The 22,299-nt window shown below is 70.0% G+C and carries 26 protein-coding genes; 14 read left to right on the top strand and 12 right to left on the bottom strand.

What is annotated here, in order from left to right; translation table 11 throughout:
• The first annotated feature begins 51 nt into the window (after nucleotides 1–51).
• Nucleotides 52–1,239, top strand: coding sequence for a DUF4382 domain-containing protein (locus tag J2X20_RS17140; RefSeq protein ID WP_310267043.1), 1,188 nt, complete (start codon nucleotides 52–54; stop codon nucleotides 1,237–1,239).
• Here J2X20_RS17140 and J2X20_RS17135 read toward each other — a convergent pair.
• Both J2X20_RS17135 and J2X20_RS17130 read right to left on the bottom strand, forming a co-directional pair.
• Complete coding sequence (locus tag J2X20_RS17135) at nucleotides 1,236–2,129, bottom strand: SDR family oxidoreductase (RefSeq protein ID WP_310267041.1); 894 nt, start codon at nucleotides 2,127–2,129, stop codon at nucleotides 1,236–1,238. The genes J2X20_RS17140 and J2X20_RS17135 overlap by 4 nt on opposite strands.
• 11 nt (nucleotides 2,130–2,140) lie before the next feature.
• Nucleotides 2,141–2,896, bottom strand: coding sequence for an SDR family oxidoreductase (locus tag J2X20_RS17130; RefSeq protein ID WP_310267039.1), 756 nt, complete (start codon nucleotides 2,894–2,896; stop codon nucleotides 2,141–2,143).
• 141 nt (nucleotides 2,897–3,037) lie between these two features.
• Here J2X20_RS17130 and J2X20_RS17125 point away from each other — a divergent pair, with 141 nt between their 5' ends.
• Entirely contained in the window at nucleotides 3,038–3,931 is an 894-nt protein-coding gene (locus J2X20_RS17125) for a LysR family transcriptional regulator (protein ID WP_310267037.1), read from the top strand.
• A gap of 60 nt (nucleotides 3,932–3,991) precedes the next feature.
• Entirely contained in the window at nucleotides 3,992–4,774 is a 783-nt protein-coding gene (locus tag J2X20_RS17120; protein ID WP_310267036.1) for a YybH family protein, read from the top strand.
• 31 nt (nucleotides 4,775–4,805) lie between these two features.
• Here J2X20_RS17120 and J2X20_RS17115 read toward each other — a convergent pair whose 3' ends face one another.
• The gene (locus J2X20_RS17115; protein ID WP_310267034.1) at nucleotides 4,806–5,702 is read right to left on the bottom strand and encodes a LysR family transcriptional regulator; all 897 of its coding nucleotides are present in this window, start codon (nucleotides 5,700–5,702) and stop codon (nucleotides 4,806–4,808) included.
• A 108-nt stretch (nucleotides 5,703–5,810) separates the two neighbouring features.
• On the opposite strand from J2X20_RS17115, the gene J2X20_RS17110 reads away from it, so the two are divergent.
• Genes J2X20_RS17110 through J2X20_RS17095 form a run of 4 tightly spaced genes read left to right on the top strand, consistent with a single transcriptional unit; the run spans nucleotide 5,811 to nucleotide 10,214 of the window.
• Nucleotides 5,811–7,406 (top strand): GMC family oxidoreductase, encoded by a 1,596-nt coding sequence (locus J2X20_RS17110; protein WP_310267032.1) that lies wholly within the window; start codon nucleotides 5,811–5,813, stop codon nucleotides 7,404–7,406.
• A gap of 11 nt (nucleotides 7,407–7,417) precedes the next feature.
• Entirely contained in the window at nucleotides 7,418–9,367 is a 1,950-nt protein-coding gene (locus J2X20_RS17105) for an alkyl/aryl-sulfatase (protein WP_310267030.1), read from the top strand.
• A gap of 32 nt (nucleotides 9,368–9,399) precedes the next feature.
• Nucleotides 9,400–9,852 carry a VOC family protein gene (locus tag J2X20_RS17100; protein WP_310267028.1) on the top strand — a complete coding sequence of 151 codons (453 nt, stop codon included), beginning with the start codon at nucleotides 9,400–9,402 and terminating at the stop codon, nucleotides 9,850–9,852.
• Nucleotides 9,849–10,214, top strand: coding sequence for a hypothetical protein (locus J2X20_RS17095; RefSeq protein WP_310267024.1), 366 nt, complete (start codon nucleotides 9,849–9,851; stop codon nucleotides 10,212–10,214). The genes J2X20_RS17100 and J2X20_RS17095 overlap by 4 nt, the downstream gene beginning before the upstream one ends.
• Here J2X20_RS17095 and J2X20_RS17090 read toward each other — a convergent pair.
• From J2X20_RS17090 to J2X20_RS17075, 4 genes are read right to left on the bottom strand one after another with little or no spacing between them, the layout of a single operon-like run.
• The gene (locus tag J2X20_RS17090; protein ID WP_310267022.1) at nucleotides 10,211–11,350 is read right to left on the bottom strand and encodes an MBL fold metallo-hydrolase; all 1,140 of its coding nucleotides are present in this window, start codon (nucleotides 11,348–11,350) and stop codon (nucleotides 10,211–10,213) included. The two genes, J2X20_RS17095 and J2X20_RS17090, sit on opposite strands and share 4 nt — an antisense overlap.
• Complete coding sequence (locus tag J2X20_RS17085) at nucleotides 11,347–11,706, bottom strand: YkgJ family cysteine cluster protein (RefSeq protein ID WP_310267020.1); 360 nt, start codon at nucleotides 11,704–11,706, stop codon at nucleotides 11,347–11,349. Before J2X20_RS17085 ends, J2X20_RS17090 begins: the two co-directional genes overlap by 4 nt.
• Nucleotides 11,707–11,713: 7 nt before the next feature.
• Nucleotides 11,714–12,094: a RidA family protein gene (locus J2X20_RS17080; RefSeq protein ID WP_310267017.1), complete on the bottom strand. Its 381-nt coding sequence runs from the start codon at nucleotides 12,092–12,094 to the stop codon at nucleotides 11,714–11,716.
• A gap of 13 nt (nucleotides 12,095–12,107) precedes the next feature.
• The gene (locus J2X20_RS17075; RefSeq protein ID WP_310267014.1) at nucleotides 12,108–12,491 is read right to left on the bottom strand and encodes a cupin; all 384 of its coding nucleotides are present in this window, start codon (nucleotides 12,489–12,491) and stop codon (nucleotides 12,108–12,110) included.
• 96 nt (nucleotides 12,492–12,587) lie between these two features.
• Here J2X20_RS17075 and J2X20_RS17070 point away from each other — a divergent pair, with 96 nt between their 5' ends.
• On the top strand, nucleotides 12,588–12,914 hold the full coding sequence (locus tag J2X20_RS17070) for a hypothetical protein (RefSeq protein WP_310267011.1): 327 nt from the start codon (nucleotides 12,588–12,590) through the stop codon (nucleotides 12,912–12,914).
• Here J2X20_RS17070 and J2X20_RS17065 read toward each other — a convergent pair.
• Together J2X20_RS17065 and J2X20_RS17060 are read right to left on the bottom strand one after the other, a co-directional pair.
• On the bottom strand, nucleotides 12,911–14,986 hold the full coding sequence (locus tag J2X20_RS17065; protein WP_310267009.1) for a sensor histidine kinase: 2,076 nt from the start codon (nucleotides 14,984–14,986) through the stop codon (nucleotides 12,911–12,913). The genes J2X20_RS17070 and J2X20_RS17065 overlap by 4 nt on opposite strands.
• The gene (locus J2X20_RS17060; protein WP_310267007.1) at nucleotides 14,983–15,690 is read right to left on the bottom strand and encodes a response regulator transcription factor; all 708 of its coding nucleotides are present in this window, start codon (nucleotides 15,688–15,690) and stop codon (nucleotides 14,983–14,985) included. Before J2X20_RS17060 ends, J2X20_RS17065 begins: the two co-directional genes overlap by 4 nt.
• A gap of 158 nt (nucleotides 15,691–15,848) precedes the next feature.
• On the opposite strand from J2X20_RS17060, the gene J2X20_RS17055 reads away from it, so the two are divergent.
• On the top strand, nucleotides 15,849–16,337 hold the full coding sequence (locus tag J2X20_RS17055) for a hypothetical protein (protein ID WP_310267005.1): 489 nt from the start codon (nucleotides 15,849–15,851) through the stop codon (nucleotides 16,335–16,337).
• Between the two features lie 12 nt (nucleotides 16,338–16,349).
• Here the strand turns inward: J2X20_RS17055 and sodC are convergent, their stop codons facing one another.
• Nucleotides 16,350–16,871 carry a superoxide dismutase [Cu-Zn] SodC gene (gene sodC / locus J2X20_RS17050; RefSeq protein WP_310267003.1) on the bottom strand — a complete coding sequence of 174 codons (522 nt, stop codon included), beginning with the start codon at nucleotides 16,869–16,871 and terminating at the stop codon, nucleotides 16,350–16,352.
• Between the two features lie 96 nt (nucleotides 16,872–16,967).
• Nucleotides 16,968–17,378, bottom strand: a complete 411-nt coding sequence (locus J2X20_RS17045) for a DUF1801 domain-containing protein (protein WP_310267001.1) — start codon at nucleotides 17,376–17,378, stop codon at nucleotides 16,968–16,970.
• A 106-nt stretch (nucleotides 17,379–17,484) separates the two neighbouring features.
• On the opposite strand from J2X20_RS17045, the gene J2X20_RS17040 reads away from it, so the two are divergent.
• From J2X20_RS17040 to J2X20_RS17030, 3 genes are all read left to right on the top strand, one after another.
• Nucleotides 17,485–18,069, top strand: coding sequence for a DUF1877 family protein (locus J2X20_RS17040; RefSeq protein ID WP_310266999.1), 585 nt, complete (start codon nucleotides 17,485–17,487; stop codon nucleotides 18,067–18,069).
• Nucleotides 18,070–18,085: 16 nt separating this feature from the next.
• Nucleotides 18,086–18,406 carry an NIPSNAP family protein gene (locus J2X20_RS17035; RefSeq protein ID WP_310266997.1) on the top strand — a complete coding sequence of 107 codons (321 nt, stop codon included), beginning with the start codon at nucleotides 18,086–18,088 and terminating at the stop codon, nucleotides 18,404–18,406.
• An 80-nt stretch (nucleotides 18,407–18,486) separates the two neighbouring features.
• On the top strand, nucleotides 18,487–18,867 hold the full coding sequence (locus J2X20_RS17030; RefSeq protein ID WP_310266994.1) for a VOC family protein: 381 nt from the start codon (nucleotides 18,487–18,489) through the stop codon (nucleotides 18,865–18,867).
• 7 nt (nucleotides 18,868–18,874) lie between these two features.
• Here the strand turns inward: J2X20_RS17030 and J2X20_RS17025 are convergent, their stop codons facing one another.
• Nucleotides 18,875–19,291, bottom strand: coding sequence for a DsrE family protein (locus J2X20_RS17025; RefSeq protein WP_310266991.1), 417 nt, complete (start codon nucleotides 19,289–19,291; stop codon nucleotides 18,875–18,877).
• 194 nt (nucleotides 19,292–19,485) lie between these two features.
• Here J2X20_RS17025 and J2X20_RS17020 point away from each other — a divergent pair, with 194 nt between their 5' ends.
• Both J2X20_RS17020 and J2X20_RS17015 read left to right on the top strand, forming a co-directional pair.
• Nucleotides 19,486–20,745: an SPFH domain-containing protein gene (locus J2X20_RS17020; protein WP_310266989.1), complete on the top strand. Its 1,260-nt coding sequence runs from the start codon at nucleotides 19,486–19,488 to the stop codon at nucleotides 20,743–20,745.
• A 6-nt stretch (nucleotides 20,746–20,751) separates the two neighbouring features.
• Complete coding sequence (locus tag J2X20_RS17015; RefSeq protein WP_310266986.1) at nucleotides 20,752–22,251, top strand: hypothetical protein; 1,500 nt, start codon at nucleotides 20,752–20,754, stop codon at nucleotides 22,249–22,251.
• Nucleotides 22,252–22,299: the final 48 nt, after the last annotated feature.

Raw genomic sequence — 22,299 nt, 5'->3', positions numbered from 1 at the left:
GGAAGCGAACACTGCCCCCGGGAGGGCATCACTCTTCCGGAGGCTCTCATCATGAAGTACCTAACCCTGAGCGCATGCGCGGTGGCCTTGACCCTGGCGGCCTGCGGCGGTGGCGGTGGCGACGCCGGCACGCCGGTCACGACGCCGTCCAACAACACCTCGGGCACGCTCGCCCTGAGCCTGACAGACTCGCCGGCCTGCGGCTTCGACCATGTCTATGTGACGGTGCAGAAGGTGCGCGTCAATGCCAGCGCCGATGCGGCCGAGGACGCCGCGGGCTGGACGGACCTGACGGTCGGCCCGACCCAGCGCTTTGACCTGCTGGCCCTGCAGAACGGCGTGCTGGCCAGCCTGGGCCAGGTGCCGCTGACGGCGGGCCATTACTCGCAATTGCGCCTGGTGCTGGCCGAGAACGGCGGCGCCACGCCGCTGGCCAACTCCGTCGTGCCCACCGGTGGCAGCGAGGTGGCGTTGAAGACGCCCAGCGGCCAGACGAGCGGCCTCAAGCTCAATGCCAACATCGACATCGCGGCCAATCAGATGGCCGATTTCGTGATCGACTTCGACGCCTGCAAATCCGTCGTCACGGCCGGCAACTCGGGCCAGTACCTGCTCAAGCCCGTGGTCTCCGTGGTGCCCAATCTGACGTCGGGCGTCAGCGGCTATGTGGACGCCAGCGTCGCCTATGGCGGCACCCACATCAGCCTGCAGCAGGGCGGCGTGGTGCTGAAGGCCACGGCACCCGACAGCAGCGGCAAGTTCGTGCTCGCGCCGGCGGCGCCGGGCAGCTATGACCTCGTCATCCAGTCCCCGGCGCGCGCGACCATGGTCGTGACCGGCGTGCCGGTGACGGCCAGCACCATGACGGCCGTCAGCACCAGCGTCGCGCCGCTGTCGCCGGCCCCGGCCATCGACGGCCAGGCCGTCGGCAGCATCATGGTGGACGGCGCGCCCAACACGGCAGCCATTGCGGCGACGCAGAAGCTGGCCAGCGGCGGCCTCATCACCGTCGCCGAGACGATGTCGGACTCGACGACCGGCGCCTTCAAGCTCGGCCTGCCCGCCGCGCCCCCCTGGGTGGCCGCCTATGCGGCAGCGCCGGCCAGCCTGGTCTTCGCGGCGGACGTGACGGCCGGCCTGTCCTATTCCTTCAGCGCCAGCCTCAACGGCACGGTCAAGGTGGTCGGCCCCCTGGCCATCACGGCAGGCGGCACGCTGACGGTCAACTTCGGCTTCTAGGCGAGCGTGGGCTTGAGCAGGTCGGCGATGCCGATGCGTTCGGCAAAGCCCTCGCGCACCCGCTCGGCCACCTCGGTCACCGCCGCCGCGCCGTCGTCCATGAAGTCGACGACGCAGCGGAAGGGCCGCTGGCCGTGGGCCAGGCCGACGACGCGCACGACCTCGTCGGCCACGGCCTGGGGGTCGGCCTCGGGCGGCATCAGCGCGGTCAGCCGCGCGCCGATGCGGTCCATCAGGCCGGCGTAGCGGGCGTAGACGGCGGTCTTCGCGTCGTCCGCCGGCTTGCCGGCGTCGGCGAAATGATCGGTGCCGCTGGTGAAGGCGCCGGGCACGACGATGCTGGTCTCGATGCCGAAGCGGGCCAGTTCCCAGCTCATGGACACGGCCAGCGAGTCCATGGCCGCCTTGGCCGCCGCATAGGGGCCGAGGAAGGGCGGGAAGCCGCCGCGCGTCGTCGTGCTGCCTATCCACAGCAGCAGGCCGCGCTGTTGCTCGCGCAGCACCGGCAGGGCCGCGCGGTTGACGCGCTGGGCGCCCAGCACATTGGTGTCGAAGACGGCCGTGATCTCTTCCGGCGTGTAGGCCTCGGTGGGCCCGACGACGAGATGGCCGGCGTTGTGCACGACGACGTCCAGCTGCCCCTGCTCGGCGACGATGGTCGCCACAGCCGCGTCGGCGCTGGCTTGCGACAGCACATCCAGCTCGACAACGCGCAGGTCCAGGCCGCGCGCAAAGCTCCAGTCGCGCAGCTCGCGGGCCTTGGCCACGTTCTTGGCGGTCACGCCGCGCATGCTGGCGTAGACGGTGTGGCCGGCCGTGGCCAGAGCCAGGGCGCTGAGCTTGCCGATGCCGCTGGAGGCGCCGGTGACGAGGATGACTTGCTTGCTCATGATGTCCTCCGTCAGACGATGCCGCCGTTGACGCGCACGGTCTGGCCGTTGACCCAGGCGCCTTGCGGGCCGGCCAGCACGCCGACGATGGCCGCGATGTCTTCGGGCTGGCCCAGGCGCTCCAGCGGCGCCATCTTGGCCAGGCGCTCGACCTGCTCGGGCGTCTTGCCGTTCAGGAACAGGGCCGTCGCCGTCGGGCCGGGGGCCACGGCATTGACGGTGATGTTCCTGCCGCGCAGCTCCTTGGCGAGGATGTGGGTCATGGTCTCGATGGCGCTCTTGGTGGCCGCGTAGACGGCATAGCCGGGCAGGGCCAGGCCGATGACGCTGGTCGAGAAATTGATGATGCGGCCGCCGTGGCGCAGGCGCTTCGCCGCCTCGCGCATGGCCAGGAAGCTGCCCTTCACATTGATGTCGAAGAGGCGGTCGAAGGTCTCGTCGCTGGTGTCGGCGAGATGAGGCAGCTCGTTGGCCATGGCGCCGGCGTTGTTGACGAGGACGTCCACGCTGCCAAAGGCCTCGGTGGCGGCGTCGAACAGCAGCCGGGCGGCACCGGCGTCGGCCACGTTGGCCTGCACGGCGATGGCGCGGCCGCCGTTGCTGACGATGGCATCGACGACCTTCTGCGCTTCGACGGCATTGCCGGCGTAGTTGACGACGACGGCATGGCCGTCGGCCGCCAGGCGCTGGGCGATGGCCGCGCCGATGCCGCGCGAGGCGCCGGTGACGATGGCCACAGGAGAGGGGGAAGAGGTGGTGTTGCTCACGGGGTGCTCCAGTCTTGAGGTTGGAAGGCAGAACCGCGGAGCGGCCCTGTGAGTTCAATGTATTGTTCGAGTCAGTTCGGATAAATCAGACGAACAAGACATCACAATCCAATCCATCTAAACAATTGGGGCGAGGGCGCGATGGACCGACTGGATGCGATGCGCCTCTTCGTGCGCATCGTCGACCTGGCCAGCTTCACCAAGGCGGCCGACGAGCTGCAGCTGCCGCGCGCCTCGGTCAGCCTGGCCCTGCAGCAGCTGGAGGCGCGCCTGGGCGTACGGCTACTGAACCGCACGACGCGACATGTGAGCCCGACGCTGGACGGCCAGGCTTATTACCTGCACTGCCAGCAGATCCTGCAGGACGTCGGCGAGGCCGAGGACCTGTTCCGCAGCAGCCAGCTCAAGCCGCGCGGCAAGCTGCGCGTGGACATGCAGGGCAACCAGGCCCAGCGCTTCGTGCTGCCCTATCTCGGCGACTTCCATGCCCGCTACCCCGACGTCGAGCTGGAGATCGGCCTGGGCGACCGTTTCGTCGACCTTGTGCGCGAGGGCGTGGACTGCGTGCTGCGCTCGGGCGAGCCCAAGGATTCGTCCATGGTGGGCCGGCGCGTCGCCCAGCTGCGCCAGGTGACCTGCGCCAGCCGCGACTACCTCGCCCGCCGCGGCACGCCGCGCACGCTGGAGGAGTTCTCTGTTCACCAGGCCGTCAACTACATCGGCAGCAGCGGCCGGGTCCTGCCCTTCGACTTCGTCGTCCACGGCGAGGCCCGCAGCATCACCCTGCCCGGCCCGGTCACCGTCAGCAGCGCCACGGCCTATGGCGCCTGCTGCCTGGCCGGCCTGGGCTTCATCCAGGCGCCGCGCTACAACTTTGAGCAAGAGCTGGCGAGCGGCGCGCTGGTCGAAGTGTTTGCCGACTGGCAGCCCGCGCCCATGCCGGTCTATGTGCTCTATCCCCACGCCCGCCAGCTGTCGTCGCGGGTGAGGGTGTTTGTGGATTGGCTGGCGCAGAGGATGGCGGTGGCGAGTTGAGCGGCGGGCGGACGACTAGGATGCTTGGCGGCCGGGCTGGTCCGGCAAGGGGAGCATCCCATGCCGATCTCTCGCCTGCGCTTCGACCCGTGGCTTCGCGCCATGGCGCTGATCGCCGCCCTGCTGCTGAGCCAGGCGACTGCTTCGGCGGCCGAGGCGGTTGACCCAGTGATCGCTGAAGTGAAAGCTCGCGATGCCGAGCTATCTGCGGCGCATGGGCGTGGCGACATGGCCACCTATCTCACAGGCCTATCCAAGCACTATGTCTACACCGACGTCGGCGGCCGTCGCGTGACGGCGGAGCAGCTCGCCAAGCGGCGCGGCAACGACCAGCTCCGCCAGGTCGCCTCCGAGGTTCTGGAAGAAGAAAGCCTGCGCGTCTCGGACGGCGTCGTGCTGCTCAGCGGCCTCGAGCGTGCCAGCTTCACCTATTTCGGCGGCCTGCCGCGGCAGGGCAGCACCCGCTGGACGGCGCTGTGGGCGCGTGAGGAGGATGGCCAGTGGCGGCTTGTCGCCGAGACGGCCACGCCGGTGACCGGAGATGGCGGCCTGCCCTTCACGCAGGTCCGCCTGCCCGAGCCGGCCGTGCGATCCCGGCAGGGCTTGTGGCAGCTGGCCCTGCCCCAGCCCATGCAGCTGCAGCTGACCCCCGAGGGCGGCCGATTGATCGGCACACTGCCGGGCCAGTCGATCAGGCTGACCTTTGTGCCGGCCTCGGCCACGCGTTACTACGCCCTGGAGCGCCCGTTCGAACTGCGCTTCGACAGCAAGGAGCGCCAGAAGCTCACCCTCGTCACCTGGGGCATCGAGACGACGGCCCGGCGCGTGACTCCCTCCCACTGAGATCTGGGCGAGGCGCGCCAGGCTCTGATCGTCAGCGACCCGAACCCGCCTTGAACAGCCGGATGGCCGTCTCCGCCGCCGGCGCCAGCGTGCGGCCGCGCAGCCAGACGGCGTGGGCGTCGACGTAGAGGTCGCCGAAGGTCTTCACGCCGCGCAGGGGCTGCAGGCCCAGCTCGATCGCCGTGGGCAGGGCGCGAGGCAGCAGCGCCAGCATGTCACCGTCGGCCGCCAGCCGCGCCAGCGTGGCCACGTCATCGCATTCGACGACGACCGGCAGATCGCCGGGGCTGGCAAAGCCCAGGCCCTGAGCGATGTAGACGAAGAGCTGCGGCGACGTGGACACGACGCCGAGGCCGAAGCGCGTCAGGTCCGCCGTCGTCACCTGCTCCGCGCCCAGCAGCGGGTGGCCCTTGCGGGCGTAGACGCCGCCGTGGATCTGGGCCACCGGCGTCATGTCCAGGCGGCTGGGGTCGGTCAGCATGCGCCGGTCGGCGACGAAGAACTCGATGGCCTCGTCGGTCAACAGGGTCAGCAGGCTGGGCACATTGCCGTAGCGCACACGGGCGACGACCTGCGGGGCCTGGCGGCGCAGCTCGGCCAGCAGCGGCGGCACCAGCACGGCCGCCGGCACCGGGCCGGCGCCAAAGGCCAGCTCGCCCAGCAGGCCGCCGCGCAGCAGGGCGGCGTCGCGCTCCAGGCAGTCGGCGTCAAAGACCAGGCGCCGCGAGCGCTCCACCAGCGTGCGGCCGGCCGGCGTCAGCACGGCGCCCAGCGGGCCGCGCTCGAACAGGCGCAGGCCCCAATCCGCCTCCAGCGCCTGGATGCTGCGGCTGAAGGCGGCCTGGCTCAGGTGCACGCGCTCCGCCGCGGCGACAAAGCGGCCCTCATCGGCGAGGGCGATCAGGTGGGAGAGCTGGCGCAGGTTCACTATGCACTCCACGCAATGAATGCTAGCGAATTATGCGTTGGACGTATTGGGTGCCGCCTTCCATCCTTCGCTCCCCGGCCCGCAAAGAGGTTGGAGGAGACCAGTGTCGTGGAGTTCGATTACGTCATCGTGGGCGCCGGCTCGGCCGGCTGCGTGCTGGCCGCGCGCCTGAGCGAAGACCCGGCCGTTTCCGTCTGCCTGCTGGAAAACGGCGGGCCGGACAGCAGCGTCCTCATCCATGCGCCGGCCGGCGTCGTCGCCATGGTGCCCACGCGGCTGAACAACTACGCCTACCAGACCGTGCCCCAGCCCGGCCTGAACGGCCGCCGTGGCTACCAGCCGCGCGGCAAGACGCTGGGCGGCAGCAGCTCCATCAACGCCATGCTCTATGTGCGGGGCCACCGCCACGACTACGACCACTGGGCGAGCCTCGGCAACAGCGGCTGGAGCCATGACGAGGTGCTGCCCTATTTCCGCCGCGCCGAGCACAACGAGCAGTTCGGCGACGACCCCCTGCACGGCCGCGGCGGCCCGCTGAACGTGACGCTGCCGCGCAGCCCCAGCCCCATCAACCAGGCTTTCCTCGCGGCGGCGGCCCTGCAGGGCCTGCCCCCTGTCGGCGACTACAACGGCGCCGAGCAATTCGGCGCCTTCATCTACCAGGTCACCCAGCGCAATGGCGAGCGCTGCAGCGCCGCCAAGGCCTATCTGACGCCCAACCTCGAGCGGCCCAATCTGCAGGTCATCACCCATGCCCAGGCCACCAAGCTGCGCCTGGCCAACGGCCGCGCGGTGGGCGTGGACTACCGTGTTCATGGGCTGTCCCGCCTGGTGCGGGCGCGCCGCGAGGTCATCGTCAGCGCCGGCGCCTTCGGCTCGCCCCAGCTGCTGATGCTGTCGGGCATCGGGCCCGGCGAGCATCTGCAGCGCATGGGCCTGGACGTGCAGCGCGACCTGCCCGGCGTGGGCCAGAACCTGCAGGACCACATCGACTACGTGCAGACCTGGCGCTGTGCCGCCAACACCCCCACCTTTGGCGTCTCGCTGCGGGGCGGCGCGCGCCTGGCGCGGGCGGTCGGCGAATGGCGGCGCCAGCGCACCGGGATGTTGACCAGCAGCATCGCCGAGTCCGGCGCCTTCATGCGCTCAGGCCCGGAAGTGGCCGTGCCCGATCTGCAGCTCGTCTTCGTCATGGGCATCGTCGACGACCATGCCCGCAAGCTGCACTGGGGCCATGGCATCTCCTGCCATGTGGACGTGCTGCGGCCGCACAGCCGCGGCACCGTCGAACTGGCCGGCCCCGACCCGCTGGCCGCGCCGCGCATCGACCCGCGTTTCTTGAGCGACGAGCGCGACCTGGCCCTGCTGGTCAAGGGCGCGCAGATGCAGCAGCGCCTGGTCGAGGCCAAGCCCTTCGACGGCCTGCGCGGCGAGATGCTCTATCCGGTCCGTGCCGACGACCTGGCCGGCCTGGCTGCCGACATCCGCGCCCGTGCCGATACGCAATACCACCCGGTGGGCACCTGCAAGATGGGCCACGACCCCATGGCCGTCGTCGACGAGCGCCTGCGCGTTCACGACGTGGGCGGCCTGCGCGTCGTCGACGCCTCCATCATGCCGACGCTGATCGGCGGCAACACCAATGCACCCACCATCATGATCGGCGAGAAGGCCGCCGACATGATCATTTCCGACTCGCGTTGAGGAGCGACCCGATGAAGACGACGATGACCGCCGTGGTTGCGGCCCTGATCCTGGCTGGCTGCGGCGGCGAAGCTGCGGCCCCTTCCGGCGACGCGAGCGCGACGACGGTGCAGGCCAACGCCGAGTTCGCCAGGTCGCTGCCGCTCGCCGACCCGCAAGGCTTCGAGGACGCCAAGCGCGGCTTCATCGCCCGCCCCACCGGCAAGATCCTCGCCGCCGACGGCAGCGTCATCACCGACTTCGACGCCTTCAACTTCATCGCCGGCGACGCGCCACCCACCGTCAACCCCAGCCTGTGGCGCCATGCCAAGCTGAATGCCCAGATCGGCCTGTTCAAGGTCGTTGACGGCGTCTACCAGCTGCGCGGCTTCGACATCGGCAACATGACGCTGATCGAGGGCCAGACCGGCTGGATCGTCGTCGACGCCCTGACCTGCCGCGAGACGGCCGCCGCCGCCCTGGCCTTTGCGCGCCAGCACCTGGGCAACAAGCCCGTCACGGCCCTGCTGTTCTCGCACAGCCATATCGATCACTTCGGCGGCGCCCTGGGCGTGCTGACGCCCGATCAGGTCAAGGCCGGCGTGCCTGTCATTGCTTCGAACGGCTTCATGGAGGAGGCGACCAGCGAGAACGTGCTCGTCGGCACCGCCATGGGCCGGCGCTCGGCCTACCAGTTCGGCAAGAACCTGGAGCGCTCGGCCAAGGGCCTGGTCGACACCGGTCTGGGCAAGGGCGTGGGGTATGGGACCTTCGGCGTGCTGGCGCCCACCGACCTCATCACCCAGCCGACCGAGGAACGCGTGCTCGACGGCGTGCGCATCGTCTTCCACAACGTGCCGGGCGCCGAGGCGCCGGCGGAGATGAGCTTCTCGATTCCCGCCCTCAAGGTCTATGGCGGCGCCGAGAACCTGGCCCAGACCATGCACAACCTGCTGCCGGTGCGCGGCGCCAAGGTGCGCGACGCGCTGCGCTGGGCCGGCTATATGCAGGACGCCCTGGACCAGCTCGGCGACGCCGAGGTCTATGTCGGCCAGCACAACTGGCCCGTCTGGGGGCATGACCGCATCGCCGCCTTCATCATCCAGCACCGCGACGTCTACAAATACACCCACGACCAGACCGTGCGCCTCATCAACGCCGGCCTGACGCCGAGCGAGATCGCCGACCAGATCCGCCTGCCCAAGTCCCTGCAGACCCCCTTCGGCGCCCGCGGCTACTACGGCGACCTGCGCCACAACGTGAAGGCCGTCTACCAGTTCTACCTCGGCGCCTACGACGGCAACCCCGCCCACCTCGACCCCCTGCCGCCGGTGGAGATGGCCAAACGCTATGTGGCCCTGGCCGGCGGCGCGGACAAGGCCGTGGCCGCGGCCCAGGCCGCCTTTGACCGGGGCGACTACCGCTGGGCGGCCGAGCTGCTCAACCATGTGGTGTTTGCCGACGCCGGCCACAAGGCAGCGCGCGAGCTGCTGGCGCGCTGCTACGACCAGCTCGGCTTCGTCGCCGAGGCCAGCACCTGGCGCAACAGCTATCTGACGGCGGCCGCCGAGCTGCGCGGCGGGGCACCCAAGCAGGGCATCAACCGCGCGGCTTTCGTCGACATGCTGGCCCAGACGCCCATCGAGCGCTTCCTCGAAGCCATGGCGGCCGGCCTCAACGGCCCTGCCGCCGAGGGCAAGGACTTCAAGATCAACCTGGTGCTGACGGACACGAAAGAGTCCTATGTGCTGTGGATAGAGAACGCCGTGCTGCACCACCGCCGCGCGGAGCCGGCCGCCGATGCGAACGCGACGCTGACGCTGACCAAGGCCTTCTTCGTCCGCATGATGGCCGGCACCGTCGGGGCGAAGGACATGCTGACCTCCGACGAACTCAAGGTGAGCGGCAGCAAGATCGACCTGGCCCGCTTCCTCGGCCTGATCGACAAGGCGTCGGGTACCTTCCCCATCGTCAGCCGTTGACAAAGCCTGGGCCGGCGGCAGACTCGCCGGCCATGCTGAACGCCAACCGCTCCATCCCGGCCGCCGTCGTCCTGCCCGAGCTGGCCTACCCGGACGTCGGCACCGCGGCCGACTGGCTCTGCCGCGCCTTCGGTTTTGCCGTGCGCCTGCGCATTGCCGACCATCGCGTGCAGCTGAGCGTGCCGGGCGGCGGCGCCTTGATCGTCAAGCAGGGCGAGGTGTCCGCGGCGTCCTGCGCCTCGCATTCGGTCATGGCGCGTGTCGCGGACGTCGATGCCCACCACGCCCAGGCCATCGCGGCCGGTGCCGAGGTGGCCGGAACACCGACGACCTATCCCTTTGGCGAGCGCCAGTACGGCGTGCGCGACTTCGCCGGCCACCACTGGGTCTTCACTCAGAGCGTGGCCGATGTGGATCCGTCCAGCTGGGGCGGCGAGCTGCATGCAGAATCGGTTTCCCGTTCCCAAGGATTGGAAGACTCGTGAAGCGCAAGTCCCTGCTCCTGATCGCCGGTTTGCTGATCGGTGGATCCGCGATGGCCGCCGATGAGGCGCCCTCCACCCTCGACAAGATCGAAGGCGCCGTCGCACGCGGTGCTCAGGCCGCGGCCAGCGGCGTTGCCAAAGGCGTGCATGCGGCGGCCAGCGGCATCGAGCGCGGGGCCAAGGCGACAGTGCGCGGCATCGAGAAGGGCGCCAATGCCACGGCCCGTGGCGTGTCCAAGGGCGTGGATGCAGCGGCCAGCGGCGTCAAGAAAGGCGCCGACGCCACCAGCAGGGCCGTGCGCAAGACCGCCGACAAGGTCGAAGGCGGCGGCAGCGCGCCGGCGTCAGGTTCGTCGAACTAGTCGAGCGGCCAGGGCATGGCCTTGGGCATCTTGCTCGGGTCGTCGGGCGCCGCGGGCTGGAGGGTCTTGTGGCCGGGCGCCTCGGCCTCGCGCCACCAGGGCCTCGCCGGCTCGCCCTTGGCCGGCTCGACGGCCTCGCCCAGGCGCGGCATCAGCAGCTGGGCGCCCTGCTTGGGGCCCAGCTCCAGCAGCGTCTCGGCGGGCTGATCCCAGTCGTGCAGGGCCAGCGAGAAGGTGCCCCAGTGCACCGGCAGGAAGGCGCCGCCACCGAGATAGGTCAGGGCCTTCAGCGCGTTCTCGGGGCCGAGGTGGATGTCGCCCCAGGAGGGATGGAAGGCGCCCACTTCCAGCATGACGAGGTCGAAGGGGCCGAAGTGTTCGCGAATGGCGGCGTATTCGCTGGTCAGGCCGGTGTCGCCGCTGAAGAAGACGCGGTGCTTCGGCGTCTCGATGACGATGGACGACCACAGCGTCGCGTTGCGGTCGGTCAGCGAGCGGCCCGAGAAGTGCTGGGACGGCGCCGCGTGGATGCGCAGCTCGCCCTGGGGCGCCTGCCAATGCTCCCACCAGTCCAGCTCGACGATGCGCTCGGCCGGGATGCCCCAGGCCTCCAGGTGGGCGCCGACGCCCAGCGAGGTGATGAAGGGCACGTCCTGCAGCTTGACCAGCTCCTTGACCGTGGCCATGTCGAGATGGTCGTAGTGGTCGTGGGAGATGACGACAGCGTCCAGCTTGGGCAAGGCCTTGAGCGCCAGCGGCACGGGCTGGAAGCGCTTGGGGCCGGCGAGCTGCGAAGGTGAGGCGCGTTTGCCCCAGACGGGGTCGGTCAGCACGCGCAAACCGTCGATCTCGATCATCACCGTGGAGTGGCCCAGCCAGGTGGCGCGCAGGCCGGTGTCCGTGGGCTTGAGCCAGGCGTCCAGCGGGTTGTGCGCCGGCAGGGGGCCGGCCGGCGTGCGACGGCCTTCGGAGCACAGGAAGTCGCCCAGCGACGGCCTTTCGGTGCGGTTGCGCAGGCCGGGCTGAATGGGGTGGACGTTGTGGAAACCCTCGCCCGAATCGGTCACCCGGTAGCGTGGCGAGGCCCGCATGCGTTCGAGACGGAGGCCGGTGGCGCGTTTGCCGAGTGACTTCATGGCGGGGGATGTTGGCGCGAATCCGCCGAGATGGCGGCGTGGCGCGTGCTTTCAAGGCCGTGGGCCGCGCGGGCCTTCAGGCATTGGGGGTCGCCGGGCTCGACGCTGCGGCAGGTGCTGGAGCGCTGGGCGTAGATGCTGCAGCCCACTTCCTTGCCGACCTCGCCTTCCAGCGCGATGCAGCGCACCGGCTGGGTTTCGGTGCCGGCCATGCAGCGGTGCTGGGGGCTGACCTGGCGCGTCAGCGCCACCGGCACGGTGCCGCCGGGCGCGTCATCGGCCTCGGCCCAGTAGAAAGACACGCGGAACACGGCGCAGCAGGCGCCGCAGCGCTGGCAGTCGAGTTCGTCGGCCATGCGGGTCTCAGGCCTCGGCAATCGCCGCGATCGACACCTTGAGCCCCGGGATGCGCGCCGGCAGCTTGGCGCCCTGGCGGGCCGGCGGGTTGGCCGGGAACCAGCGCAGGTATTCCTCGTTCATGCCGGCGAAATCGTCCTCGTCGGCCAGCACGATGGTGACGCTGACGATCTTGTCCATCGAGCTCCCTGCAGCATCGAGGATGGCGGCGATATTGGTCAGGCACTGGCGGGTCTGCTCCTGCACCGTAGCTCCGACAAACTGGCCGGTCTCGGGGTCGGTCGGCGCCGTGCCGGACACGAAGACCAGCCCGGCCGCCTTGACGGCCTGGCTGTAGGCGGCGGGCGGCTTGGCGGCCTTGGGGGTGTAGACGATGTCGCGGGGCATGGCAGGCCCTCCTTCAGGCAGGCTGGTGGCGTGTGCCGGCGCCCAGGGTGATGAAGAACATGCGGCTGGGTCGGTACACCTTGGCCGTGTGCCAGACGCCGCGCGGCACGACGACGGCGCCGCGGCCGGTGATGCGCTGCGAGGTCAGCTCGCCCTCGGCCGGCTGCATCAGGAACTGGATGTCGCCGTCCAGCAGGTAGACGAACTCCTCGCCATGGGGGTGCATCTCCCAGCTGCCCCAGTCGGCGTCGCAGACGAATTCCGACACCAGCCAGTCCTTGCCGAGGGCGTCCAGGGCCTCCTGGGATTGACCCCAGAACTCGCGCCCCCCGGGCTGCTGGCGGATGCCGCCGGCGGCGTCGAGCAGGGCGTAGGTTTCATCGGGCAGGAACTTCATGGGGGAGGCCTCCTGGGGCCGATTGTGCGTGGCCGGTGTGAAACATGCCGCAACCCGGCCGCTTGAAATGCGAGCGGGCGGCGGCATCTGGGACCCATGGCTTCCGTCATCAAACTCGCCGTCCCCGCCGAACTGCTGTCCCTCGTGCGCCTGGCCCAGTTGCTGCAGGCGCTCGAAGGCCAGGGTCACGCGGCCCACCCCCATCAATACCAGTTGCTGGTCCAGAAGCTCGGCGCCGAGTTGCGCGAGCAGCAGGGCCACGAGATGCTGGCCGGCCTGCTGGATCATTTCCCGGCCGCCGCCGAGGTCTACGAGAACCTGCAGTACGGCCATGCCGGCCTGGTGCGGGCGCCGCTGGAGATGTCGCTCAGTTCCGAGCTGGCTGCGCGTGAGCTGCTGGGCCGGATGAAGAAGAAAGCCTAGCTGCGCCTCAGGCCGATCTCGAAGACCACGCCGTCGTCGACATTGCGTGCGGCGATGCTGCCGCCCATCTTGGCCAGATAGGTCTTGGCGACGAACAGGCCCTGGCCGCGCCGCTGGCCGTCCTCGGGTTGGGCATCGCTGACGCCGTAGTCGAAGATGCGCGCCAGCTGGTCGGCGGCGATGTGGGGGCCCTGGTTGTGGATGTCCACCGTCGCCAGCTCGCCCTCGACGCGCAGGGACAGCGTGATGGGCGTGCCGGCCACGCGGTAGCGGTCGGCATTGCTCAGCACATGGGTGATGGCGTCTTCCAGCGGGTATTCGTCGGCCTGGGCCCAGACCGGCTCGCCCGGGGTGTAGGCCACGTCGGCGATGCCGGCATAAGCCGCGTTCTCGGCCACCTGGCGCAGGAAGGCGTCCACGTCCAACCGACCCACCGCCAGCGTCGCGGCGGCCAGGGCCTCGCTGGGTGATGCCTGGCCGTAGAGCACCTTGACGGCCTGCTGCATGCGCTGCACATAGCGCCGGCTCGGATCGGCATCGCCGGCATGCAGCAGCATCAGCGACTGCAGCGGCGACATGATCTCGTGGCCCACCGCATGCCATTGGTCGTGCTCGCGCTCGGCGCGCAGCTGCTCGCGGCGCAGGCTGTCGCGGGCATGCTGCAGCAGGTCGGACAGACTGCCGGCCAGGATGCCCAGCTCGTCGCGGCCGCGCAGATCGGCCACGTCCAGCGTGCCGAGCTCGAAGCGCTCGGGTGCCTGCAGCTGGTGGGACAGGGCAGCAGCCCGTTTCGTCAGCATCGCGACGCGGCGGATCAGGCCCATCTCGATGATGAGCCAGGCCAGGGCGATGGCCGCCAGCATGGCGCCCACCGGCCACGCCAGACGGGCGGCGCTGGCGCTCAGGGACCGGTCCAGGCCCTGCAGATCGCCCGTCAGCGTGATGTCGAAGCGGCCCGCGGGCGTCGTCACCGTGTCCTTGGCCTGCAGCGTGTGCGGCATGGCGGGTGCGGGCAGGTGCTGGATCAGGGCCGTCAACCAGGGCGAGGGCGGGGCGCCGGCTTCCTCGGCGCCCTGCAGCAAGGCGACGACGTTGTTGCCGCGGGTGATCTTCAGCGTCTCGCCGGGCGCCAGCGTGCCGGACAAGCGCGCCAGCGTCAGCGGCGGCTGGCCCTGCGAGGCCGCGCTGTCGAATAGCGTCGCGCCGCCGGGGCCGAGCAGGGCCAGGCGCAGGCCGGTGCGGGGCAGGTCGGCGGGCGGCCATTGCGGGCCGCCGGGGCGGAACAGGGCTTCGCGAAAGGCCTCGACCGGCAGCCGGATGGAGACCGTCGTGCGGCGCGGGCAGGGCTCGGCCGTGCTGAGGCAGGGGCCTTCTCGCCAGACCCAGCCGCGAAAGTCTCGTTGCGGGCGGGCCTTGCGCGGCAGCGTCGTCGTGTTGTCGGCCGCCTCCACCGTGAAGCCGGGCAGCTGGCCGCGTTGAGCGTCCAGCATCTCGACGGGCGCCAGCCAATGCTGCTCGACGCCGTCGCGCTGCAGGCTGATGTGCACGCGGTGCAGGTCGGCCAGGTCCAGCGCGCCGCGCTCGCGCGACACCAGCGGCGGCGCGTCCAGCGCGGCCACCAGGTAGACGAAGCCGCCCGCATAGGCATTGCTGCCGACGGCCGTGCACAGGCTGGCGCCGCCCGGGTATTGCAGGGCGCAGCCGGCCATGTCGACGGCACGCTGGGCCTTGGTCGCGTCGTCGAAGTCGATGGCGGCAAAGGGCAGCACCAGGGGCGCGACCCAACCCTCGTCCACCTGGGCCGGCTCGGGGTTCATCAAGGCCAGCTGGCCTGAAGGGTGGCGCAGCTGCGCGACGATCTCGGCCAGCGACTTGGCGAAGGTCTGCTCGTAGCGCTGGGCGTTGCGCTGCCTCTCTTCGTTCAGCAGGGCCAGGGCCAGGGCCAGCGTGGCCAGGGCCAGGGCGATGAAGACGAGGTGGAAGACGATGCGGTTGCGAAAGGCCGCCAGCCCCAGGCGCGGCATGTCCGGGAGGACATCGCGAAAAGGCAGCTCGACGCGGCCGAGCTTCATCCGCCAGGGGTCCAGCGGAAACCGCGCATCGGGATGTTCTCGATGCCGTCAAAGGCCGGGTCGACGTCCCTGAACGCATCGCGGATGGTCGCCACATGCTTGCGCACGTTGTCGCGGTTGCGGCCGCTCTTGACGACGTCGAAGAGCTCCTCATAGCTGACCACCTCGCCGGCGCGCTCATGCAGGGTCGCGAGGATGCGCTGGGCCGTCAGCGGCAGGTTGATGCGCTGGCCGCGCCACATCGCCGAGCGTTGCTTCAGCGGATCGAGCTGCAGGCTCTCGTCGCCGGCCTTGGTGGCCGTGGGTTTGGGCGCCGGTTCACGCAGCCGCGCCGTGCGCAGGATGTCGAGAAAGGTCTCGATGAACTCGGCCTCGTCGAAGGTCGTCTTCTGCAGATAGTCCCAGGCGTCCAGGGCCTTCATGATGCTGCGGTAGATGGCCGCCGGCATGGCCGACACCACCAGCACCGGCGTGCCCAGGCCCTGCTTGTTGATCTCGTTGATCAGGGCCACGCCGGCATTGCGCTCGCGGCCCAGTTCGATGTCCAGCACGACGAGGTCATAGCGTTCGCGCAGCAGCGCGGCCTCGGCGGCGTCGCGGTCGAACCATTGGTCGACCGTCAGCTCGGGGCGGGCGTTGCGAATCCAGCCGGCCAGCTGCTCGCTGGTGGTGGGGTCGTCTTCGATGACGGCGATGCGGGGCATGGCGGGGATTATCTGGAGGCGCGCCCGCCGCGGCGTGGAAGGATTCTTCCGGCCCGGGCTAACCCTGGTGGCGTCGGCCGCCGCGCGGCAGTTTTCACCGCCGTTTGGTTGGCATAGTCGCGCGTCCGCAGAACTTGCGGGTCCCGAGGATCACTGCCATGCACTCTGTCCTGCGCGCACGCACGCTTGCCCTGTTCACCGTCCTGGCGGCCCTGGCGGCGGCCAGCCACGCCCAAGCGACGTCCGGGCCGCGCTATGGCAGCAAGGAGGACCTGCGCCAGTGCATGGATGGAGAGGACAGGATCAAGCTCGAGCAGGCGGCGCTGCAAAAGAAGGCCGACAAGCGCAAGGCGGTCATGAAGCAATGGCAGGACGAGATGCGGGCGCATGTCGCACTGCAAGCGACCGTCGACAAGTCGGACGAAGACGCCATCACCGCCTACAACGAGCGCATGGACGCGCTGAATGCGCGCGTCGAGCCCCTCAATCGCGAGGCCGTGGAATTCCAGGCCAGCGTCGATGCCTTCGATGCGCGCACGCAGGAGTTCAACAAGCGCTGTGCCGGCCTGGTCTATCGCATCAACGACATGCGGGCGATCGAGAAGGAACGCCTCTACGCGGCCAAGGCCAAGGCCGGCAAGTCCTGACCCGGCGCTTCCTCAGCCGCCAATCACTCCGCAGGCCATGCGCGCCCCGCCACCGCCCAGCGCCGCCGGGTGGTCGGAATGGTTGTCGCCGCCCGCATGCACCATCAGCGAGCGGCCCTTCACGTCCGCCAGCTTGAGGCGCGGGCCCAGCACGGGCGCGCTGGCCGTGCCGTCGGCCGCGACGTACAGCGGCGGCAGGTCGCCGAGATGGCCGTCGCCCCAGGGCTCGCCATGCTTCTTCGTGCCTTGCGGGTCGAGGTGGCCGCCGGCGGCAAAGGCGGGCGTCATGGTGCCGTTGTTGTCGGCGGGCGCGCAGGACGGCTTCTCGTGGATGTGAAAGCCATGCAGGCCGGGCGGCAGGCCCTTCAGTTCGGGATAGAAGGCCAAGCCATAGGGCGTCTCGACGATGCGGATGCTGCCCAGAGCCGCGCCGTCGCCCTGCTTCTCGGCGGCGCTGACTTTCACGGTGATGTCGGCAGCCAGGGCCAGGGAGCTGACGAGCAGGCAGGCGGTGGCGATCAGCGAGTTCTTCATCGAGGGCTTCCTTGAAGTGAGGCCCGTGAGGGTAGCAACCATGGGCGGCTTTTGCGATGGGGTGCGTACCCGCTTGGCGGTACAGGGGGGCGGGGATCAGACGTGGCGTATCCACGCCCGCAGCAAGGCTTGCAGCGCGGGCAGCTTGGCGGCGAGATCGGCGGCCGAGCCGAGCTCGACCTGCGCGCGGTCCCTGCCCAGCCACTTCAGCAGGCCGGTGGGGTCGGGGACGTCCAGGCCGCCGTCGCCCTCTTCAGGCAGGGCGCGGACCTTGGCGCCCAGGTGCAGGATGAGGCCGAGGCCGGCCTTGCTGCGCAGATGGGTGGTGGCGAAATACTCGCTGGTGCGCCAGCTCGGCGCATTCCACTTGATGCCTTCGGCGATGGCGGGGTCGGCGGCAAGGATGGCCCGACGCAGCGTCTCGAGTTCGGCCTTGAAGGGGTGGTTCAGCGCCGCCATGAACTGGTCGACGGCTTGAGACGTGTCGGCGGCGGTCAGTTTGGGCATGGTGGGCGCCGTGAGCGCGATGGGTGGCGAGGATTCTGACGTCTGGTGTCTCGCGTGCCGGTTTGCCGGCATAGTCGCCCGCTGACCAGCACCCCCCCTTGCAGACATGGGCATCAGCCTCATCGCCTACTCTCTCAGCGCCTCCCATCTGGACGCCGTCCTTGCCGAGCCCGCCCTCATCTGGCGCGTGCTCGAAGCCGAGGATGACTCGAGATATCTCGAGCAGCTCGCCGCCGACAACCGGACCTCGCTGTTGCAGCGCCTGCTGGGCAGGGCGAAGCCGCCGCGCGCGCCGAGCACGCTCAGCCTCGCGGACCCGCAACGCAGGGAGCTTGATGTCGACAAGTCCTGGGACGGCCTCAGGCACTGCGTGGCGCTCTGCGCGCCGGACGCTGCCAACTTCTTCGAGGGCGACGGCAAGATCGGCGACTTCGAGGTGGGTTACGGACCTGCGCTTTACGTCGGGCCGGACACGGTTGCGAGATGCGCCGCCGCCCTCGCTTCCTTGGATGAAGGCACGCTGCTGAAGGCATTCCGAACGGCGGACTTCAAGGGTGTCTACCTGGAAGCGCTCTGGAAGCGACAGGACGAGGAGGCCGAGTCCTATCTGCTGGAGAACTACCGCGACTTCGGGCAGTTCATCCAGCATTGCGCCGCGCATCGACAGGCCGCCATCCTTCAATACACCTAGAGCGAGAGACCCCGCCGTGATCACCTGCTATCTGCGCTACGTCATCGATCCGAACAAGCTCCAGGAATTCGAGCACTACGGCAAGCTCTGGCTGCCGCTGGTGGCGAAGTTCGGCGGCACCCACCACGGCTACTTCCTGCCATCGGAAGGGGCCAACAACATCGCGCTGGCGCTGTTTTCCTTCCCGTCGCTGGCGGCCTACGAGGACTACCGCCAGCGCTCGCTGCAGGACCCGGAATGCCAGGCCGCCTTCGCCTACGCGAAAGAGACGCAATGCTTCCCGAGCTATGAGCGCAGCTTCTTCAGGCCCGTGTTGGCGGGCGATGCCCCGGCTTGAGGCTGGCGCCGCCCGAGCACCCGTCCTATGCTCACCGCCCGGCCAGCCCTCGCGTGACCGGCAGAGCGAAAGGACTGCATATGCTGAACAGCGCTCCCGTCACGACCATGCTGCCCGTGGCCGACATGGCCCGGGCCCGGGCCTTCTACGAGGGCCGCCTGGGCCTGGTGCCCGGTGGCTTCAAGCCGGACGGCAAGTTCGTCTACAGCGTCGGCGGCGCCACGCTGGCCCTCTTCCCCAAGCCGGGCGGCACCAAGGCCGACCACACGGCCATCAGCTTCAAGGTCGACGACATCACCGCCAGCATCGCCGCGCTCAAAAAAGCCGGCGTGGTGTTCGAGGACTACGACTTCCCCGACTTCAAGACGGTCGACCATGTCTGCGTGCTGGGCTCGGAGAAGGCGGCCTGGTTCAAGGACACCGAGGGCAATTACCTCTGCATCCACGAGGACCTGTCCTAGCTGCCGGTCAGGGCTTGATGTAGGCGAAGCCCTGGCCCTGCAGCTTCGCGACGCGGACCACGCCCGACGCCGTGAATTCGGCTTCGGGAAGGAACTGCTCCTTCTTGAAGCCGCGCCCCTTCATGGTGTTTTCGCAGACCTCGAACCTCACGCCGCGCGCCTTCAGGGCCGCGACCTGGGCAGCATAGTCGGCGGCGTTGGCGTCCTTGTAGCCCGGCATCAGCATGTCGACGCCGGGGCCCAGGGTCACGACGGTGATCTGCGCGCTGGGGTCGCCATCGAGGTGGTTGCGGATGTTGCGCAGGCCCTTGAAGGCCTGGGTCGCGGCATCGTCGAAGTGGTAGACCACGTGCTGCTGCGCCAGCGCATGCGTCGCCGCGAAGGACAGCAGCAGGGTCGCGAACATCAGTCTCAGGAAGCGCATCGCCATCTCCTTGGGCAGTGGGGCCCGCTTTGCAAAGCCGGTGCATGAAGTGTCGCCGCGGAAGATTCCTTCCGCCCGCCCGGAAGACACCCGCCCCACGCCCCTCTCGTCCCTTCCCGCAGTCATGGCAACCATGGCGGCCATGCATCGCAACCACCACCCCGCGATGCATCACCGCCAAGGAGTTTTCCGTCATGCTGCAACGCCTCAAGACCCTCGCTGCTTCCATCCGCAACGCCTTCAGCCGCGACACGGACGGCGGGTTTGACGCCGAGCCCAGCGTCGCGCTTTCCCTGCGCCGCGCCCTGCCCCCGCTGCTCATCCTGACGGCCGTGACCGGCCTGGGCTATGCCGTCGTCACCCACCCGCCCGTGCAGGCTGTGCCCCACGGCCAGGCCGCGCTGCGCACCAACCAGTTCAGCGGTGGCGCCACCGAATTCCGCGACGGCAGCTTTGTGCGCCTGCCCGGCCTGCACGAGGTGCGCTTCTTCCCGCTGCGCGACCAGAGCTACCACCCCGACGGCATTGCCAAGGCCGGCGGCCCGGCACCGCTGCAGTCGGTGGAAGGCCTGTCCCTGGGCCTGGACATGACGGTGCGCTGGGCCGTGGATGAGCGCCGCCTGGCCGAGCTGTCGCGCAAGCTGCCCGACAACATCGAGGCCGAAGTCATCGCCCCGGCCGTGCAGGCCGTCGTCTACAAGCAGATCGCCAAGCACACGGTGCGCGAGATCTTTTCCAGCCAGCGCGCCGAGATCGCCAGCGCCCTGGAGGCCGAGTTGCGCGCCAAGCTGGCCAGCGACGGCATCGTGCTCAAGAGCGTGCAGATCGGCTCGGTCGACCTGCCGCCCGACTACCGCCGCGGCATGGACAACCTGCTGGCCGACAGCCTGGCCAGCGAGCGCATGCGCTACACGCTGGAGATCGCCGACAAGAAGGTCAAGGAGACCGAGCTGCAGGCCGCCGCCGACAAGGTGCGCCGCGAGACGGCCGCCGAGGCCGCCGGCCGCGAGCAGGTCATCGCGGCACGCGCCCAGGAGGAGGCCATGAAGCATGTGCTGCCCTTCAAGCAAAAGCAGATCGAGCAGCGCGCCCTCGAAGCGCAAGCCGACAGCGCCGCCCGCGTCCAGCAGGCCGAAGGCGCCGCCAAGGCGCGCCGCATCGAGATCGACGCCGAGGCCGCCGCGCGCCAGAAGCTGGCCGACGCCGAGGCCTATCGCCTGAACCAGATCGGCAAGGCCAATGCCGGCCAGATGGCGGCCGAGGGCGCCCTGCTGACCAAGCACCCCCTGCTGGTGCAGAAGGCCATGGCCGACAAGCTGTCGGACAAGGTGCAGGTCATCATCGCCCCGCCCGGCTCGGGCGGCTTCATCGGCAATGCGCTGCTGGGCGGCACCTCGCCCCAGCCCAAGGCCGCTGCCGAAGGCCATGGCGAAGCCACCGCGGAGAAGGAGTAAGCCATCATGCGTCGCATTGCGCTGATCGTTGTTGCCGCCGCGGCCGCCGCCGTCGTCATGACCAAGGCCGAAGCAGCACCCTCTGCCGAGCTGCCCGCCTTCCCGCGCGCCGGCCTCGTCGTGCAGGACTCGCCGCTGCGCGGCGCGCCGCGCGACACCGCCTCGCTGCAGGCCCAGATGGGCCGCGGCGAGGCGCTGGAGATCCGCGCCGAGCGCGGTGACCACTGGCAGGTCTGGGACTACCGCCGCGAGCGCGGCGGCTGGATGCGCAAGGGCCAGGTGCTGGTGGTGCCGCGCGCAGATTCGAACGGGGGCGCCAGCGCCGAGCTGCTCGCCCAGCTTCGGCTCTCACGCCAGCAATGGGGCACCGAAGGCCTGGGCCTGGGCCTGGCCGCGGCCTATGTGCAGCTGGCCACGCCGGCGGAGATGGCCGGCCCTGGCGGCGCCGAGGCGCTGGAAGCCATGGGCATGTTTGCCGAGCGCATCGCCGACCGCGCCTCGCTGCGCGACGCCAAGCCCACCGAGGGCCAGCTGGCCGCGCAGATGGACGTGGCGGCCCGCTATGGCCTGAAGTTCGAGTCCTTCGACGCCGAGGAGGGGCGGGTGCAGGTCTGCTACGAGGGCGAGGCCTTTCGCCGCATGCTGGTCACGGCGGCCACGCCCGAGCAGCGCGTGCGTGCCGCGCTGGCCCTGACGCGCCCCGACTGCCTGAACCCGCGCGCCACGCCGCGCGAGGCCGAGGCGCGCGACCAGTGGCGCCAGCAGGTGCTGGCCCAGGTGGATGCCGCGAGCTTGCCGGCGCATTGGAGGAACCGCCTGCAGATGCGCCGCGCCTCGGTGGCCGCCAGCCTGGCCTTCGCCCAAGCCCGCCGCGGCGCCGGCGGCGAGGCCGTGCCGGCCCTGGCGGAGTTCGCGTCCATCGCACCGACCGAGCTGACCGAGGACGACCAGACGGCCTATGCGGACGCCGCCATGCGCGTGAACGCAGCGCGCTGGCTGGGCACGGGCGTCGCGACGCGCGACTTCGGCAGCCTGCAACTCGCCTTGCAGCCCGGTGCCGACGGCGAGCGCTGCGTCGAGCTGAAGGAGGGGGGCAAGGTCGTGGCGCGTCGCTGCAGCTATGGCCAGATCGCCCTGGCCTCGGCCTCGCTGAACCGCGAGGGCCGCGCCCTGGCCCTGGCCGCCCAGCCGCTGGACGGCTGGCGCGAGCTGTGGGTCTTCCTGAAGGAGGCGGGCAGGAACGGCGGCTGGCGCGTCGAGGTCATGCCGCCGGCACCGGCCCAGCCGGGTCTGGGCGTGGCCGAGTTCGCCGGCTGGGTGCCGGGGGGCGCGCAGATGCTGCTGGCGCGCGAGTTCCGCGCCGAGGGCAAATACCGCCGCAGCTTCGAGGTGGTGTCGCTGGCCAACCTGGCCACCGAGCGCCAGTCCAGCGAGCCCGCCTTGATGGGCGCCTTCCAGCGCTGGAGCGACCCGGCCTGGCGCGGCAGCTCGCCCATTCGCCGGTGACCTTGCGGGCCGAGCGCCGGGCCGCTCCCTAGCCGGCCCGCCTTGGGC

The organism is Roseateles saccharophilus, assembly GCF_031458095.1.
GTDB classification, from domain to species: Bacteria; Pseudomonadota; Gammaproteobacteria; order Burkholderiales; family Burkholderiaceae_C; genus Pelomonas; species Pelomonas saccharophila_A.
This window is presented reverse-complemented; position numbering and strand designations above follow the sequence as displayed.